A 16,614-nucleotide genomic window follows, 5' to 3' on the forward strand; every position below is an offset into this window, starting at 1 on the left:
CCTGCCTGTTACACCTGGAACCGCTGTATCACTTGGTTCAACTGGTATGCCAGGCTTCTCAGCTCCTCGGACAGACTGGATACCTCCTGCATCAAAGCAAGCTGCTCCTCTGAAGCAGCACGCGCTTTATTGGCGTTGCCAGAAGAGTCGGCTGCGGCGATACCCAGTTGAGCCAACGAAGCAGCAATCTGATCACTGCTGGCCGACATTTGCTCTGAGGCCGCAGATACCTCGTAAACCTGACCCGAAACCTTTTGAATCGCTTCAACGATCTGACGGAAGGTGTCGGCCGTTACTTCAGATGTGGTAGCACCTTTCTTGGCTACCTCAACGGACTCTTCTATAGAGCTTACAGCTCTTTCGGTATGATGAAAAATACCTTGCAAAATCTGGTCGATCTGATTAGAGGAATCTTTGGATCGAGCAGAGAGCTTTTGAATCTCCTGAGCAACCACCGCAAATCCTCTGCCCGCATCTCCTGCTCTTGCAGCCTCAATGGAAGCATTAAGTGCAAGCAGGTTTGTTTGATCGGCAATTTCACGAATCATCGACATGATTCCAGCGATATTACTATTCAGCTGCCGGAGATCATGAAGAACCGTAACTGTGCCCGACATGTTATGTTCAATCTGCTGCATCTGCTCAACCATCGAGGTAATATCTGCTTCACCCTGACTGGCACGATCCGTCGTGTCCGCTGCCAGTTCAGCAACCACCTGACTGGACTCCGCAACACGCCGGATACCGGTGGCCATCTCGGTGATCGAGATCTGGCATTCATTCGTAGACTCACGTTGCATCTCTGCTCCGGTTGAAACCTCCAGCATGGATTCAGTAATCTTCTGTGAAGCTTCAGTCGTTCGCTCTGCACTTGATTGCAGGTCCGACGCGGAGCGTGTCACATTAGAGGAGGTCGACTGAATACCCGTAATCAATTGCTGCAGTGCACCAATCATATGATTAAAGGCTGTGGCAGTCTGACCAATCTCGTTCTGATTGTGTACACTCAAGCTCACAGTCAGATTACCTTCCGCAGCCTGATTGGATATATCCGCCAGATGTTGTAATGGTCGAAGAACTATGCGCAGCAGAAGGATCACCAGCACAACCAGAACTAGCGCTGCAAGAAGTCCTCCGCCCAAGTTGTACAAGAACATCCACAACTGATCCTGTTTTACTTTGGCCGCATCCAGATCCAGACCAAATATCGCTATATTTTCCCCGCGATCATCCTTGATCGTGCTGAGATAGGTGACCCATGTCCCTGCACTATCCGTATACGGTTCAGTCAATGCGGTTCCATGTTGCAGTACAAGCTTGTATGTATTCTGAATCAATGCCGGAATTTCATATTGCACACCGGGCAACATATCCAAATCGTAAAGCGCCTGATTGACTTGTATCCCGGTCAGAATCTGCTTGCCGTCCTGCTCCTTAATCGTTGATTGAAAAATATATGCATTCGCAATGGAAGCAACGCCGGTCATCGCATCCAGCTGTTCCTTGAGTATCGTAAGCTCGGGAGATGCCGGCTCGCCAGAGGCTGAGATCTGCTGGTTTGCCTGCTCTACCTGCCCATGGTTGACTTGAAGCTGATTCGTCAGCGCTTGGCCAACCTGATTAATCTGTTCATAATAAGCCTGCTGACTTTGCTTGAAACTCATATAACTCATGGCAACAATCAGAATGAGCAATATAACCACAATCAGGACAGAGCTTGTAACAACCAGACTTCTATTGCGAAAATAGTGTAACATTGGAGATTCCCCTTTTCCTTAACTTATATAACTACATATCTGTCCTAATGAAAATGAGACGGATACCCGCTTGTTCCACCTTCGTATTCCAACACATGATATTAGACTATATAGTATATATCGTTATTGAAATGCAGTTTTTGAATGGGTATTTTGTAAAAACAAAAAAGGCCAGCCCGATATGCCGGCTGACCCTTGCAATATATAAATGGAATGAAGCAAAATCTCTTACTCATTTATTACAATTTTTAACGAATCTCAAAATGACGAACACGTACACCTGCTGACATCAGCAGGTAGACATCCTGTACTCCCGCTGCAGCTGTCAGATCAGCCTTCACCGTAGACCAATGCTGCGCCCCGCTCGGTTTCAGCTCTGCACGTCCTGCGAGTGTACCGTCCGGTGCACCCAGCCTCACTTCCAGCACAGCCCCCGGCTGTTCAGCGGAAATACGCGCTTTAATGACAGATGCACCACCACCAAGGTTTGCATCCTTGAAGGCAATCCATGCCTGATCTCCGATCACCCGGACAGCGGTTCCGCCTTCTTTACACTCATCCAGTTCTACATTCCGATATGCATCGTAGTTCTCGGCCCGTGTAGGTATACCCAGATTACGCTCAGGAATCGTCTCTCCCTGCACCTTCAGATCCGCGACTAACTGCACATCCGAAGAGGATTTCGCTACCATGATGGAATAGATGCCCTCCTCCACAACATACCGGTCACGAGTGACATCCCAGATCGCCAGCTCCTGAACCGGCAGGTCAAAACGCACGGTTGCCGTTGCTCCGGCTGCGACATGCAGGCGTCTGAAGGCCTTCAGCGTTTTTAGCGGACGTTTCACACGGGACTTGCCTGCACGTACATACAGCTGCACTACCTCATCACTGCCGATCGAACCTGTACTCGTCACGTCAACGCTAATCGTAACCTGCTCGTCTGGACCCGCCTCCGCAGAGCTAACCTGCAGATTACTGTATTTAAACGGGGCATAGGTGAGCCCATGTCCGAACGGATACAATACATTGCCTTCAAAATATTGATACGTACGGCCCGACTGGATAATGTCATAGTCCTTGATGTCCGGCAGCTGATCCTCCGATTGAACCCATGTCATGTTCAAGCGGCCTGCTGGTGCGTAATCCCCGTACAGCACATCCGCCACTGCGTTACCCAGCTCTTGTCCTGCATGTGATGTATACAAGATCGCCGGAATGTTCTCCTGAACCCAATTGCATGCAAACGGATAACTGCCAACGATGACAACCACCGTGTTCGGATTGGCTTCATATACGGCCTGAATGAGACGCTGCTGGGATTCGGCCAGGTCCAGGCCAGGGCGATCAATCTCCTCCTTGCCGTTGACAAGCGGATTGTTGCCGACAAATACAATCGCCGTCTCAGCGGCCTTGGCTGCGGCTACAGCTTCTTCAATGCCGTCGACCACGACCTTGCACTGGAATGTCTCGGCTGCACCAACGGCTTGCTGCTCTTGGGATGCCTTGAGGGCACCATGTCCATCACTTGCGGCTGTCACGATCTTTCCATTCCATGTTGTCAGTCCTACACTGCCGTCCGGCTGTGTAAGAAGGTGGAATACTTCCTTGACAAACCATCCATATACTTCACTCGCTGACGCCGTGACAGACTCATCATCTGTCGTTACATACTTACCATTGCTCTCAGCCTGTAGCGTATAGCTGCCAAATCCCCAATCCGTCACCCGAAAAGTCTCCGCTGCCTCCGTGGCTTGAAGCACCATCTCTGGTGAGCCCTCGGCTCTGACAAGCCCTATCTTCTTGCCGCTTGCAGCTGATGTCAGCGTAATACGATCGTCACCGTCTCTAAACGTCACATTGTCACTGCCCACCTTGCTGCGGATCGCATCCACAGGAGTTACACGATACGGTAACGTTCCCGCATACCAGTCCCGGTAAACGGTTCCGCCGAGCTGTCCGATCACAGCCACCTTTCCTGCCTTGGTTTTGTTCAGCGGAAGGGCCGCATTGTCATTTTTAAGCAGTACTACTTGTTCTCTTGCTGCTCGAAGGGACAGCGCTTTAGCTCTATCCGTCATCATGGATTCCTCGCCGATGGCTGCATACGGATTGCCTTCCTCCGGGTCAAATTCGCCCAGACGGAACCGCACGCGGAACGTGTTAAACAAGGCTTTGTCGATATCCTCCATCGTAAGTAGTCCCTGCTCCAGCCCTTCACGCAGCGCCTGCTTGGATAGTTCAGCATCATCGGTGATGCTGTCAATGCCTGCTTTGACGGACTCTACCGTGCCTGGTGTATGAGAATCATAGTAATGGTGGTCATTTCGGATGCCCATCACATCACCAGCATCACTGACGATGAAACCGTCCATGCCCCACTCCCCCTTAACAATCTCGTTCACATAAGGATGAAGGAGAGCAGGTGTACCGTTAATCGAGTTGTAGGCCGTCATCATCGACTGTGCACCGCCCTCCTTAAAAGGCTTCTCGAACGCTTTCAAGTAGTACTCACGCATATTCCGCGGATCAATGCTGGATGAGCCGCTGCCCCGGTCTACCTCGTTGTTGTTGCCAAGGAAATGCTTGAGTGTAGCGACTGCTTTGTAATACTTGGGATGGTCGCCCTGAATGCCCTTGACCAGCGCCGTTGTCAGCTCCGCTGTCAGTTCCGGGTCCTCTCCGTAAGCCTCTTCATTCCGTCCCCAGCGTGGATCACGCTCCATGTCCACCGTTGGCGCCCACAACGTAAGACCGTTAACAGCCGGATTACGCTTGTAAAACACCCGTGCCTCATCTCCAATAACAGAGCCAATCTGCTGCATCAGTTCCGTATCCCATGTACATGCCAGCCCCACAGGCTGAGGAAAGGATGTCGCTTCACCAAGCCAGGCCAGACCATGTGCGGCTTCGGTGCCATGCTTGTAGGCTGCAACGCCCAGACGTTCAACGGCTGGCTGGTATTGCAGCATGGATTCTATTTTTTCATCATGGGTCAGACGGGATACAAGGTCCTTCACCCGGGCATCAAGCTCAAGAGCCATGTCCTGAAACGGATATTTCGTTTGATGAGTTGTCATGTGTAATCTCCTTCGATAAGTGAATTGAACATCGCTATGATAGCGAATACATTTTAATAATTTAAAATGATGATTTCTCTTGAATCACACCTCTGAAATATACGATAAAACCTTGAATATAAGCACTACATTTGAGATTAACATATACCTTTACATAAAACCTAAAACGATTTCGATAACCTTACTATAAAACATCTCGAGCCAAAAAAACAGAGGTTTGCCTCAGTAAAATATAAAGCTTGCTTCCGTTAAATATATGTTTACTCGTTTTTTTCAGGTTGACTCTGGCAATCCTGATGAGAAGTACAGGGAGACAGCATCTACATGTCTTAGTGTCCCATATCAGGATCTGATCAAAATCTAGGAGGAAGAGAAGCAATGAGTGACAACGAGCAGTTGAAAACCAACCTGCCGCCTGCCCCGGAATCTCTATGGCGTGCAGCGAATAGATTCGAGCCCTTTCCCAAGCTGACAGAAGATACAACGGCAGACGTAGCTATTATCGGTGCGGGGATTGCAGGCATTACGACAGCCTATCTACTTGCACAGTCTGGACTAAGCGTGGTTTTACTTGAAGCGGGAAAAGTACTTGACGGTACCACAGGCCATACAACAGCCAAAGTATCTGCGCAGCATGGGGTCATCTTTGATGAAATCATGCACCACTTTGGACATGAGCAGGCTCGGATGTACTACGAGGGCAACGCCGCCGCAGGGGATTGGATGCGTAAGCTCGTCAAGGAAAAACAGATCGAATGTCAATGGGCCGATGAGGATGCCTACGTCTATATTCAGTCCGAAGATTACATTAAGAAGCTAGAGGTCGAGCTGACTGCATATGGCAAGCTGGGTATTCCCGGAGAGTGGGCAGATCCGCTGCCCATCCCTGTTCCTGCCAGAGCAGGCATCCGTATGCCAGGACAAGCCCGTTTTGACCCGCTCGCCTATCTGAGTTATCTGCTGGCGGAGGCTGTCGGACAAGGTGTACGCGTCTATGAACATACAACGGTAACCGATGTGGAGGAAGAAGCTTCGCTGCGTGTCAGGACGTTTGGCGGCTCATTGGTCACAGCAGAGCATATCGTGGTCGCTTCTCATTTTCCTGTATACGATCCCGGGTTTTACTTTACCCGGCTTCATGCCGAGCGCTCCTATGCGCTAATGGTTGAACCAGAGAAACCATATGCAGGGGGCATGTACATCTCTGATGATGATCCCGCCCGCTCGCTCCGTGCTGTTATGCATAACGGCAAAGAGCATATTCTCTTCGGCGGGGAAAATCATAAAACCGGACAAGGCATCTGCACCTTCGGTCATTACGAGCGGCTGGAGCAATACGCAGCAGAAACCTTCGGGATTCGCAGCATCCCGTTCCGCTGGTCCGCACAGGATCTCATCTCGATAGACAAGGTGCCTTATATCGGCCCTATTACCGGGAGGCATGAACGGATCTATGTCGCTACCGGTTTTGCCAAATGGGGCATGACCACAGGTACGATGGCAGGGCATCTGCTGGCTGATCGCATTACCGGTCGAGATAATCCACATGCAGAAGTCTTCGATCCGGCAAGATTCAAAGCTGACCCTGGCATAAAGCACTTTATCGTGGAGAATGCAAACGTAGCGAAGGAGTACATTGCAGGCAAGGTTGGCATCGTACACAAAAATATAAAGGAATTGGGCAACGATGAAGGTGCTGTCGTGCGTCATAACGGCAAACGAGCTGGCGCCTATAAAGATACCAGCGGCAAGCTGTTCCTGGTGGACACAACCTGCACCCATCTCGGATGCGAAGTCGAATGGAATACAGGCGAGCGTTCCTGGGACTGTCCATGTCACGGGTCGCGCTTTAATTATGAAGGTCATGTCATTGAAGGACCTGCGGTAGAAGACCTGCCCCTTCTGGATGTGCAGGAGCAGTAGGCCCTGAAGTACCCGTAATAACCGACCCTAACAGCACTGTCAGCACCGTCAGCACTCCAGTTATAAAGGTACATGCACACCTATATCCCTGTGATGAAACGTATGCTTTTCATGCGTACATTTCATCTCTTAGACCGGATCGGTTCTCCGTCTCCAGACGGAAGCAAACGATCCGGTTTTCTCGTATGCTGAATGGTATAGATAAGCAGAAGCAGAGAATAAGCTGAAACGGAACTAATCTATGAACACTACCTTGTATTAAACACTACCGAGTGCTATGATGATTTTAACACTACTGAACAATACATACTAGTGACCGTTGAAACAACCAAGGAGGAACCTGTGTGAATGTAAACATCCAGTTCAAAAAAGGAGTGCTGGAGCTATGCGTCCTGGTCTTGATTCATCGTCAGGATCGGTATGGCTATGAACTGGCCCAGGCGGTCTCCAAACATATTGAAGTCGCTGAAGGTGCACTATACCCTCTGCTACGCCGGCTAGTAAATGAGGGGTACTGCACAACTTATCTTCAAGAATCAAGCGAAGGGCCTCCGCGCAAGTATTACCGCTTGTCTGATACAGGCCGCGAGTATATGACGGCACTATCTGCGGAGTGGAACGCTTTTGTGCGCAGCGTAGCCAATCTAATGGAGGAAGGAAATCAAGATGAATAAACAACAATTTATGCAGGCCATGGCGCTGTATTTACGCCCGATGGACGAAGTGGAACGCTCTGAACTGCTTGCAGACTATGATCAGCATTTTGCCCTTGGGCTACATGAAGGCAGAACCGAAGAAGAGATCGCCCGCGAGCTCGGTCACCCGGAGCAGATTGCCAAGGAAGCGCTTGGTGACCGTTACGATGCACATATCTATTCTGACATACCTGCAACAGACCCTTTCTACGCACCAACGTTCAAAGAGATGAAACCCGTGGGCAATTACACCCGTGCTACAAGGAGCTTCTTCACCGCTGTCGGATTGCTCTTCCTGAATCTGATGTTCTTCATCCCGATCGGTTTGACGCTGTGGTCGGTATGGCTCACCATTGCAGGCATGTCTTTGCTGGCCCTCGCCCCTCTCGCTGCCGCTGCAGATGCTCTATTGCTGAACCACCTCGACAAGGCAGAAATGTTCGTATCTATTGGCCTGCTCGGTGTCGGCATTCTGTTTGCAATTGCATCCAAATATGTTTTCAGAGCATTTAAAGTCCTCACTGTGGCCTACATTAGATGGAATCATAAAATAATGAGAGGGGATGCTCCTGCATGAGCACTAAAAAATGGCTGGCGTTTGCGATCATCTGCATCGGAATAGGTTTGTTTGGAACGTCTATTTACGGCTTTCAGTTCGGAGATGAACGGGAGACCTATGCCAAGCGATGGGATTTCAAGCCTGGAGAGCTTCAGAATGTCCGGATGAATGGCAACTTTAATGCCGATATCGAATTCATTGTCAGTCCGGATCAGAATACGTATATCGAAGTGGATGGAAGATGGGATCAGGACACGATCGAAAGCTTCGAGCAAGCGAAATTCGTCAACGGATCATTTGAGCTGTCCCAGAATCAGCGCACACGCTGGCAATTTTTCACCCTCCATTGGAATGAACAGGATGCGCGAATAACGGTGGCTTTGCCAAAGGATTATTCTCTGAATGACGTTGTCTTAAAATCCTCTTCAAGTGACTGGAGTCTAACCGGGCTGAATGCTCGATCACTGGAGATGAAGAACTCGTCAGGCTCCATTCGATTACAGGAATTAAATGTTCCCAGAATCGAGTTATCCCTAACCTCTGGAGACATCTCAGCTTATACAATTCGTGGCGATATGACGGTAGAACAGACATCCGGGAGCTTCAATGCCGAAGAGGTTACGGGAAAGGTGAACAGTCAGATTCGTTCAGGAGATATCGAGCTCACCCGGTTGAACGGTGCCGCTAATGTCGAATTCACATCGGGCAGTATCTCTATTGAGCAGCTACAAGCTGCTCCCGTGAATGTATCAGGAACATCAGGAGATATCTTCATTCAGGCAGCGCCTGATTTTGACGGGATCTATGATGCCCGAGCTACTTCAGGTGATGTTAACGTGCCCGAATCACCAATGGTAAGTCAGGAACTGATCAAAGCACGCACAACCTCTGGCAGTATCAAGATTGTGCAGTCACGCTAAATTGCATGGTACGCTCAAGCCCGATTGTCCCGAGTGTAATGAAGCATATTTCCGATCGTTGGGTAAAGTATAGTATAATCAAATGCCAACCCAAATGCTGAGGAGGATGATTTCCATGGAACTTAAAAATAAAACAGCCATTATTACAGGTGCAGGTAAAGGCATCGGGCGTGCCATCGCTGAGGCACTCGCCAAAGAAGGTGTACATCTCGGACTGATCGCCCGCACCGCTTCCGACCTGCAAGCCCTGCAAGAGTCTTTAAGCAAGGAGTATGGTGTGAAAGTAACCAGTGCAACAGCCGACATCTCCGATCGTTCACAAGCCGAAGCCGCTGTAGCAGCGATTGAACTGGAACTCGGAGCCGTCGATATCCTCATTAACAATGCAGGCATCGGCAGCTTTGGCACGTTGCTGGATATGGACCCTGAGGAGTGGGAACGTATCCTGCATGTTAATGTGATGGGTACATACTACGTAACACGCGCCGTTCTTCCAAGCATGATCAAGGAGAGCAGCGGTAGCATCATTAACATTGCCTCTACTGCAGGTGAGCGTGGATTCGCTACAGGCTCAGCTTACTGCGCTTCCAAATTCGCAGTGCTTGGCATGACCGAATCCCTGATGCAGGAGGTTCGCAAATCGAACATTCGTGTAACGGCACTCACACCAAGCACGGTAAATACTGAACTCGCTGTAAATGCCGGACTGAAAATCGGAGACGAGGATCGCATGATGCAAGCCGAAGACGTAGCCGAGCTGGCTCTGGCAACACTCAAGCTCTCCGACCGTGTCTTCGTCAAAGCCGCAGGCATCTGGACAACGAATCCACAGTAAGCTGAGCTTCAAATGAAGAGCTGACACCATCAACCAGCGTTCTGGTTGGTGGTGTTTCTGTTTATGATGTAACAGCGTACATCATGTTTTTTCTCCGCTCCCCTTACGTATCCAACAGATGATCCAGCTCCAATTCCTTGGACACCGCAATTAATACCACGGCTGGCTCATCACCAATATTAGTCACTTCATGCGGTACGATCGCATTCCATGTAAATGAATCTCCCGCTTCCAGCGTTTCCTCATCTTCTCCCTGCTTGGCCCGGATCACCCCTTGCATCACTAGATGGCTTTCCTCTCCCGCATGTTTGCTGATACCTGTAGATGCTCCTGGCGGCAGCTCTACAATCGACATACGCATAGCGCCTTTTGCCGTTAATTGCTGCACCTTGATCTGCCCACTGCCCGCTGTAGTCTGCTTGCGCTCATGCTTGCGCACCACGTTCATTCGCTGCTCTGGCGTTAACAGCAGGTAAGGCAGCGGTACATCGAGATAGTCCGCAATGCTTTCCAGAGTAGCGATGGACGGTGACGTTTTGTTATTTTCCACATTGCTGATGAAGCCTTTCGATAAGCCCGTCCCCTCACACATCTGCATAATCGTAATCTGTTTCTGTTTCCGAATCGTTCGAATGGCCAAGCCTATATCCATATGACCGCCCCTTCCCTCTCTCTTATTTTCCATAAACATCAAGTTCCCTTATACAAAACATATTTTCATCATACAAAAAAAGTGTTGACCCTACAATGAAAGCATGATAAATTTTGTTCATAAATAAGAATATTGTTTTCTTATTAGTGAACTTTCATCGCTAATTTATTCATTCAATCAGTACGTTGTTTGTTTTATACATGTAACTCACACATCACTTATATTCCACCTGGAGGTGTATCCGTTTGAATTCAACTTATGTTCATGAGGTGAAGCTGCCTCCTCACTACGATAAAAACAAGCAGTACCCTGTTATTTTTGCACTGCATGGCATGGGATCAGACGAACGTAACATGCTTCAATTAATGGAGCCTTTGTCTTCCGATTTTATTATTATTGCCATTCGTGGATCTCTTGTTCAGGGCGGGGGATATGCTTATTTTCAGATCAAAAGCATAGGCAATCCTGTCCGCGAATTGTACGACGCCTCGGTTCAGGGCTTGCAGCAGCTGATCATGGAGCTCTCTTCCCAATATGCGATCGACCCGGAACAGCGGTATATCACCGGCTTCAGTCAGGGCGCAATCATGGCGATGACACTGGCTCTCGTGATGGGCGATGCCATCAAAGGTATCGTGGCCATGAGTGGATACATTCCGAAATTTGTGAAAGAAGAATATACACTCCAGCCTTCGCCCAACCTGTCTGCATTCATCTCGCATGGCGATCAGGACCACCTGTTCCCGCTCCAACTCGGTGAAGATAACGCTGCGTTTTTCCGCGTCTACACCGATCATGTCACTTATATGCCTTATAGCGGCGGTCATACAGTGACCCCTGAATTATATAGCGCACTCCAACACTTCCTTCGGACGAATGCCCTGGTAACTGCCGAAGATACGAAAGGAATGAACGAAGCATGATGCCATCCCTGTTTATCGCTCATGGTGCACCTTCACTGGCGCTCGAGGAGAATGTATACACCGAGTTTTTGCAAAAGCTTGGACAAGAACTGCCAAAACCAAAAGCCATTGTGCTGTTCTCGGCACACTGGGAGTCTGCTACGCAGCTTGTATCATCCGTACCGGACGCTTATGACACCATCTATGATTTTGGCGGTTTTCAACCTGAGCTTTATCAGATCAAGTATCCGGCTAAGGGACATACCGAGACAACAGCAGAAGTTGTAAAGCTGCTCACCGATGCAGGCATTTCTGTACAAACCGATGAGGTTCGCGGTCTGGACCATGGTGCTTGGGTTGTGCTGCGTCTGCTGTATCCTGAGGCAGACATCCCTGTGGTCGCTCTGTCCGTCAACCGCTATCTGACAGGGGAGCAGCAGTATCAAGTGGGGCAAGCCCTCGCTTCTCTGCGTGAACAGGATATTCTTGTCATTGGAAGTGGAGGCACCGTACACAACCTGCGACGTCTGAACTGGGAAAGCCAAGGCGTGGACTCCTGGGCCATGGAATTTGACAGCTGGATTCAAGATAAGCTGGAGCGCTGGGATACCGAAGCCCTCTTCGCTTATGACAAACTCGCTCCATCCGCTCAGGCAGCGGTCCCTACACCAGAGCATTTCGTGCCACTTCTGCTGGCGATGGGTGCAGGTGATGAGAAGAAACAGGCTTCCCTCTTGTTCCGGGCGTATCAGCTCGGCAACCTGAGCTTGTCCTGCTGGAGATTCGAATAAAGAAGTGATATGTGAGAACGTGAACGGTAAGGCTTCCTTGCCGCTCACGTTTTTTTGGACTGTTTGGAGATACCGACCACTGCTTAATCAGACCTGAGGTTCACTTGTACACCGCTGCATTAGTTCATTCTGTAGAGACACCACTTGGGTCTATCGTTTCTTGTGCGAACCTTTGGAGTAAATCTATACTAGTTAGTGAGAAGAGCCGCGTTTTACAGGAACCGCTCGTACAACACCAATCACTCTCTCAGGAGGAGTATCTGATGCCAGAACCACGTATTGAGGAACTTATGGACGAGCTGCTGGAGCAATCCAATCGCAATCTGCGTGAGTAGAGGCGATCGAATACTAGCTTGACTCATCTGAGAAGTCTCACTTGGATCAGATGTTGATATGACCATTTTTTCATAATGCTGGGAGAACCAAAGGCGGTTATAATAACATTTAGTGGAAATGCACAAGCTACCGGAATAAGGACTGTCTTTCTACATCAACTACATCTCTGGGAGGAACTACCGAAGTGGCTGAATTACCAAAGTCTGAGGGCTTTATGTCTCTCGTCAAAAAAGGAAACACATCCTCCGCAGTAGCCATGGCCGGAAACGCCATACTTGCGTTATGTAAAGGAGGAGCCTTTATCTTCAGTGGCAGTGGCGCCATGTTTGCATCAGCGATGCACTCTCTGGCCGATGCCATTAACCAAGGGTTTGTTTTCGTCGGAAGTGTATTATCCGAGAAACAGCCTACACGCCGCTTTCCCACCGGATTCGGACGGGTCATCAACATTTTCTGCATGATTGCTGTCATCGTGGTGACGATCATGGCCTATGAAACGATTCACGAAGGTATTCACCTGCTCCGGCACCCTGCGGGTCACTCGGGGGATGGTCTGTGGATCAACATTGGCGTGCTTGTGCTTAATATTCTGATTGATGGGGCAATCCTCATCAAAGCGATGAAGGAGATTCTCAAGGAAGCCCGTGCTCCTAAAGCAACAGGCCTTGGACTCGTTCCGGCCGCAATCAAAAATGTCGGACGCGCTGCGCCTCCGACACGCCTCGTATTCTACGAGGATGTCGTGGCTGTGCTGGGCGCATCCCTTGCGTTGGTGTCTGTTGTAGTCATTGCACTAACCAACTTTGCCTTGCTCGACGGCATCGTAACCACCATCATCGGATGTTTGATGATCGCCGTAGCTTTCCGTGTTGGTTATGACAACATGATTGGTTTGATTGGTGTGGCGGCACCGCAGGATGTTGAGGACAAAGTGTCCCGAACCATTCTGGCCGACAGCCATGTGGCTGATATTCAGATGATGCGCATCGTTCAGGAGGGCCGATATTACCATGTCGAGGGTCTGATTGAGCTGACAAAGGGACTTACCTTGGCTGATGCCGACGATATCAAATTCCGCATTCAGGAGAAGCTGATGCTGGACCCTGATATTGCCGATGCGGCGATCTCCATTATTGAGGATGACGGCGTAAGCAGCTGGGACAAGAAAGCATCGGATATCCCAACATAAAGGGATATGCTACAAATACCTGTATCCATTGAACGGACATGAGATAATCCGCAATCCAGATGAAAGACGAATAGACGAAGCAGGACGCAGCCTGTTTCGTCTATTTTAATTTTATGTTCAACCCGCTTGTGTACTCGTCTCCGTATGATTCCGCTTGATGCGTAGATGCGGATTGGATCATTATTGCTGAATCGGGCTTACCGCGCTTGCTTCATCCCCATCTCCTTCACCTTATCCAGCCATTTCTGACGGAATCCATCCGTGGAATTGCGGATTGGACTAATGTCGGTCACGCGTACCGGGGATATGCCGCTGAATTTAAGGATGTTGTTTTTCATGAGTCTGTGACCCACGCTTCCGTACACCAATGCATTGTACAAGCGGGGCGTGTCGGAAGTTACGATGAGCTGTGCAGACTTGCCTTTAAGCAATTTGTCCCAAAGCACTGAGTTTTCCCGATATCTCATGGCAAATCCGGGCAGGAAAATCCGATCAATAAACCCTTTCAGCACAGCAGGCATCGTTCCCCACCACATCGGATAAACAAACACCAGATGATCCGCCCAGCGGATCAATTCCTGAGCTTTCAGCAGATCGGGCTCCAGCTCTGTCCGCTGACGATAGCCGTATCGCAAATTGGGATTAAACTCGATCTCGCTCAGATCAATCAGTTCCACAGACGCGCCTGATTTTCTTGCACCCTCTGCATAAGATTCCGATAATGCTTTGCAATAACTTTGCGGATCAGGGTGACCGTTAATGATGACAATTTTATTTGCATTCATTCTTGTATTCCTCCTGTATAATATGGTTCATGAAGTTCGATGAAACCGATATATTACAAGCATAGAGTGAGCAAAGGCATAAACCTATGATCAACGGCGCTGAATCATTGCGGATTCGCGCAAACGGAGGAATTATGAAACATCTCAATCAAAGCGTCTCGATGAGCATGGTATATCCTATTCTCAAAACGCTGGTGCACAAAGGCTTCGACCCCGAATCTTTTTTCAAAGACATGGCTATTGATCCTGTCATGACGGAAAACCCCGATGCACGGATTCCCGTCAACGAACTGGAGCGAATCATGCGGTGCGCTGCTGATTATACAAATGATCTGTATTTTGGATTAAATCAGGGCGGACGACTGGATTTTGCAGACCTGGGCCTGCCCGGGTATGTCATGATGCACTCCAAAACAATCGGGGATGCGCTAACGGCTTATCAGCGGTATAACGATATTTTGTATAGCGGATTTCAGCTGGATTGGCAGGTCGATGGAGCGGATGTGATCATTCAGTTGTCTGTGCAAAATGAAGATATGCCCATGTCCCGTCATTGTGTCGAGGATATGGCTGTTTCGGTACTGCATCTGATCAACAAGCTGGCGAATCGCCGGGCTGGCGTGAAAGAGGTGCTCTTTCGTCATGATGCACCTGATGCTGCTGGTGACCTCTCTCCTTACATCGCTTCATTTGGCGTTACACCTCAATTCGGCGCCGCACACACACTCCTGCGGATGTCCAAAGATATTTTGACACAGCCCGTATTGTATTCGGATGCCAGGATGCTGAAGGTGTTTGAGACCATGGCCGAGGAAAGCAAAGCAGATTTGTATGCTTCCCAGCCATTCTCAAGCAAGGTGAGCGGCTGGATTGTGGAGAGTCTGCCCTCCTTCTTTCCCACATTACAACATACCGCAGCGCATCTTGGCGTGAGCATTCGCACACTTCAGAGCAGATTGCGTGAAGAAGGCACCACCTTTAACGAAATTTCCGTCCAGGTACGGAAGCAGATGGCGCAGCGTTATTTACAAAGAGGTACCTATTCGGTGGGCGATATTGCATATGCCCTTCATTTTTCAGAACAAAGCGCATTTCAGAGCGCATTCAAGAAGTGGACTGGGCAGACACCCGGACAATACCGGGCTAGTCTCGTTCAAACACAACTGTAACGACGCGGATGCACGTTCAAACGTTTATAATCTCACCCTAAGCAGGGGAGCAGGAACAGTAACATGGAAAGAGCATGGCTGCTACATGACTATAGGCAACTTACCTAGACTTTAGTCTAGGTTAAGTTTAACGCCGAAGACGGAGGTTGCTGTTTTCCAGTTCATGGTATGCTGTGAGTAACGAAAGTCATGAATACATACGCACGGGATAATGATTCCACATCCAAAAAGGAGAGAAATTATGGCTAAACGTACGATTCTGGCACCTGTTCTGATTTTGCTGGGTGTTTACCTGATTCTGAATCAAGGGGGCAACATGGGGCCGGGCACGATCTTTGCTACCTTCTGGCCTACGCTGTTTGTTATTCCGCTAGGACTGTTCTTCCACTGGCTATACTTCTCCATGATCGGCCGAGGGGTCGGGCTGCTGGTTCCAGGCGGGCTGCTGCTGACTGTGGGTATCGTCTGTCAGATCGCGATGCTGTTTAATAACTGGGGAACGATGTGGCCAGGCTTCATTCTGGCACCAGCTGTGGGTCTGTTCGAGCTCTACTGGTTTGGTGGCCGCAATAAATGGCTGCTCATTCCGATTAACATTTTGACGGTGCTTTCACTGCTGTTCTTCTCCGTCATGTCTATCGGATCAGTGTTAAGCAACATGAGCTATCTTCAGCCATTTGTGGCGATTGCGCTAATTGTGGGTGGGGCTTGGATCATCATGGGACGCAAAAAACATATGTAGTGGCAATGATATAAGATGCAAAGGCTTAATTACACTAGGCCACTCCGCGCGCAGAGTAATCTTCCGATCGCTGTTATCCCCAGATTTTTCTGAATCTCATATCATATGAGAAAATCCGGGGATAAAGGCGAACGCTTCGCTTCTCCAGCTTATCTCTGCCCTCTCCGTTAACGTGTAATTTTTCGTTGGATCTAATATCGCACTTCAATACTTTTTGCTCTGAAGCAGGGTAAAAGAAATGAACCTCCCCTGAATCATTAGGTGATCAGGAGAGGTTTT

General features: G+C 49.2%; 15 protein-coding genes. 11 read left to right on the forward strand and 4 right to left on the reverse strand.

The window, feature by feature from the left end; translation table 11 throughout:
• Positions 1–8: 8 nt before the first annotated feature.
• Together DFQ00_RS07035 and DFQ00_RS07040 are read right to left on the reverse strand one after the other, a co-directional pair.
• Complete coding sequence (locus DFQ00_RS07035) at positions 9–1,757, reverse strand: methyl-accepting chemotaxis protein (RefSeq protein ID WP_110895759.1); 1,749 nt, start codon at positions 1,755–1,757, stop codon at positions 9–11.
• 248 nt (positions 1,758–2,005) lie between these two features.
• Positions 2,006–4,837, reverse strand: a complete 2,832-nt coding sequence (locus DFQ00_RS07040) for a glycoside hydrolase family 3 protein (protein WP_110895760.1) — start codon at positions 4,835–4,837, stop codon at positions 2,006–2,008.
• A gap of 378 nt (positions 4,838–5,215) precedes the next feature.
• Between DFQ00_RS07040 and DFQ00_RS07045 the strand changes: the two genes are divergently transcribed.
• From DFQ00_RS07045 to DFQ00_RS07065, 5 genes are all read left to right on the forward strand, one after another.
• Positions 5,216–6,760, forward strand: coding sequence for an FAD-dependent oxidoreductase (locus DFQ00_RS07045; RefSeq protein WP_110895761.1), 1,545 nt, complete (start codon positions 5,216–5,218; stop codon positions 6,758–6,760).
• A gap of 344 nt (positions 6,761–7,104) precedes the next feature.
• A complete protein-coding gene (locus tag DFQ00_RS07050) occupies positions 7,105–7,434 on the forward strand; it encodes a PadR family transcriptional regulator (RefSeq protein ID WP_110895762.1) in 330 nt (109 codons plus the stop codon).
• On the forward strand, positions 7,427–8,032 hold the full coding sequence (locus DFQ00_RS07055; protein ID WP_110895763.1) for an HAAS signaling domain-containing protein: 606 nt from the start codon (positions 7,427–7,429) through the stop codon (positions 8,030–8,032). Before DFQ00_RS07050 ends, DFQ00_RS07055 begins: the two co-directional genes overlap by 8 nt.
• Positions 8,029–8,934 carry a DUF4097 family beta strand repeat-containing protein gene (locus DFQ00_RS07060; RefSeq protein WP_110895764.1) on the forward strand — a complete coding sequence of 302 codons (906 nt, stop codon included), beginning with the start codon at positions 8,029–8,031 and terminating at the stop codon, positions 8,932–8,934. The genes DFQ00_RS07055 and DFQ00_RS07060 overlap by 4 nt, the downstream gene beginning before the upstream one ends.
• Before the next feature lie 115 nt (positions 8,935–9,049).
• The gene (locus DFQ00_RS07065) at positions 9,050–9,769 is read left to right on the forward strand and encodes a 3-ketoacyl-ACP reductase (protein ID WP_110895765.1); all 720 of its coding nucleotides are present in this window, start codon (positions 9,050–9,052) and stop codon (positions 9,767–9,769) included.
• 103 nt (positions 9,770–9,872) lie between these two features.
• Here DFQ00_RS07065 and DFQ00_RS07070 read toward each other — a convergent pair whose 3' ends face one another.
• Positions 9,873–10,421 (reverse strand): helix-turn-helix domain-containing protein, encoded by a 549-nt coding sequence (locus DFQ00_RS07070; RefSeq protein WP_110895766.1) that lies wholly within the window; start codon positions 10,419–10,421, stop codon positions 9,873–9,875.
• Between the two features lie 245 nt (positions 10,422–10,666).
• On the opposite strand from DFQ00_RS07070, the gene DFQ00_RS07075 reads away from it, so the two are divergent.
• From DFQ00_RS07075 to DFQ00_RS07085, 4 genes are all read left to right on the forward strand, one after another.
• Entirely contained in the window at positions 10,667–11,344 is a 678-nt protein-coding gene (locus tag DFQ00_RS07075; protein WP_110895767.1) for an alpha/beta hydrolase, read from the forward strand.
• Entirely contained in the window at positions 11,341–12,114 is a 774-nt protein-coding gene (locus DFQ00_RS07080) for a DODA-type extradiol aromatic ring-opening family dioxygenase (RefSeq protein WP_110895768.1), read from the forward strand. Before DFQ00_RS07075 ends, DFQ00_RS07080 begins: the two co-directional genes overlap by 4 nt.
• Positions 12,115–12,218: 104 nt before the next feature.
• Positions 12,219–12,449: a hypothetical protein gene (locus DFQ00_RS29455; RefSeq protein WP_146236126.1), complete on the forward strand. Its 231-nt coding sequence runs from the start codon at positions 12,219–12,221 to the stop codon at positions 12,447–12,449.
• A gap of 215 nt (positions 12,450–12,664) precedes the next feature.
• Positions 12,665–13,639: a cation diffusion facilitator family transporter gene (locus DFQ00_RS07085; RefSeq protein WP_425271009.1), complete on the forward strand. Its 975-nt coding sequence runs from the start codon at positions 12,665–12,667 to the stop codon at positions 13,637–13,639.
• A gap of 197 nt (positions 13,640–13,836) precedes the next feature.
• Here DFQ00_RS07085 and DFQ00_RS07090 read toward each other — a convergent pair whose 3' ends face one another.
• Positions 13,837–14,424 (reverse strand): NAD(P)H-dependent oxidoreductase, encoded by a 588-nt coding sequence (locus DFQ00_RS07090; RefSeq protein WP_110895770.1) that lies wholly within the window; start codon positions 14,422–14,424, stop codon positions 13,837–13,839.
• Positions 14,425–14,585: 161 nt separating this feature from the next.
• Between DFQ00_RS07090 and DFQ00_RS07095 the strand changes: the two genes are divergently transcribed.
• Together DFQ00_RS07095 and DFQ00_RS07100 are read left to right on the forward strand one after the other, a co-directional pair.
• Positions 14,586–15,593, forward strand: a complete 1,008-nt coding sequence (locus DFQ00_RS07095) for an AraC family transcriptional regulator (RefSeq protein ID WP_244213718.1) — start codon at positions 14,586–14,588, stop codon at positions 15,591–15,593.
• A gap of 241 nt (positions 15,594–15,834) precedes the next feature.
• Entirely contained in the window at positions 15,835–16,335 is a 501-nt protein-coding gene (locus DFQ00_RS07100; RefSeq protein ID WP_110895771.1) for a hypothetical protein, read from the forward strand.
• Positions 16,336–16,614 lie beyond the last annotated feature (279 nt).

The organism is Paenibacillus barcinonensis, from assembly GCF_003217495.1.
GTDB classification, from domain to species: domain Bacteria; phylum Bacillota; class Bacilli; order Paenibacillales; family Paenibacillaceae; genus Paenibacillus; species Paenibacillus barcinonensis.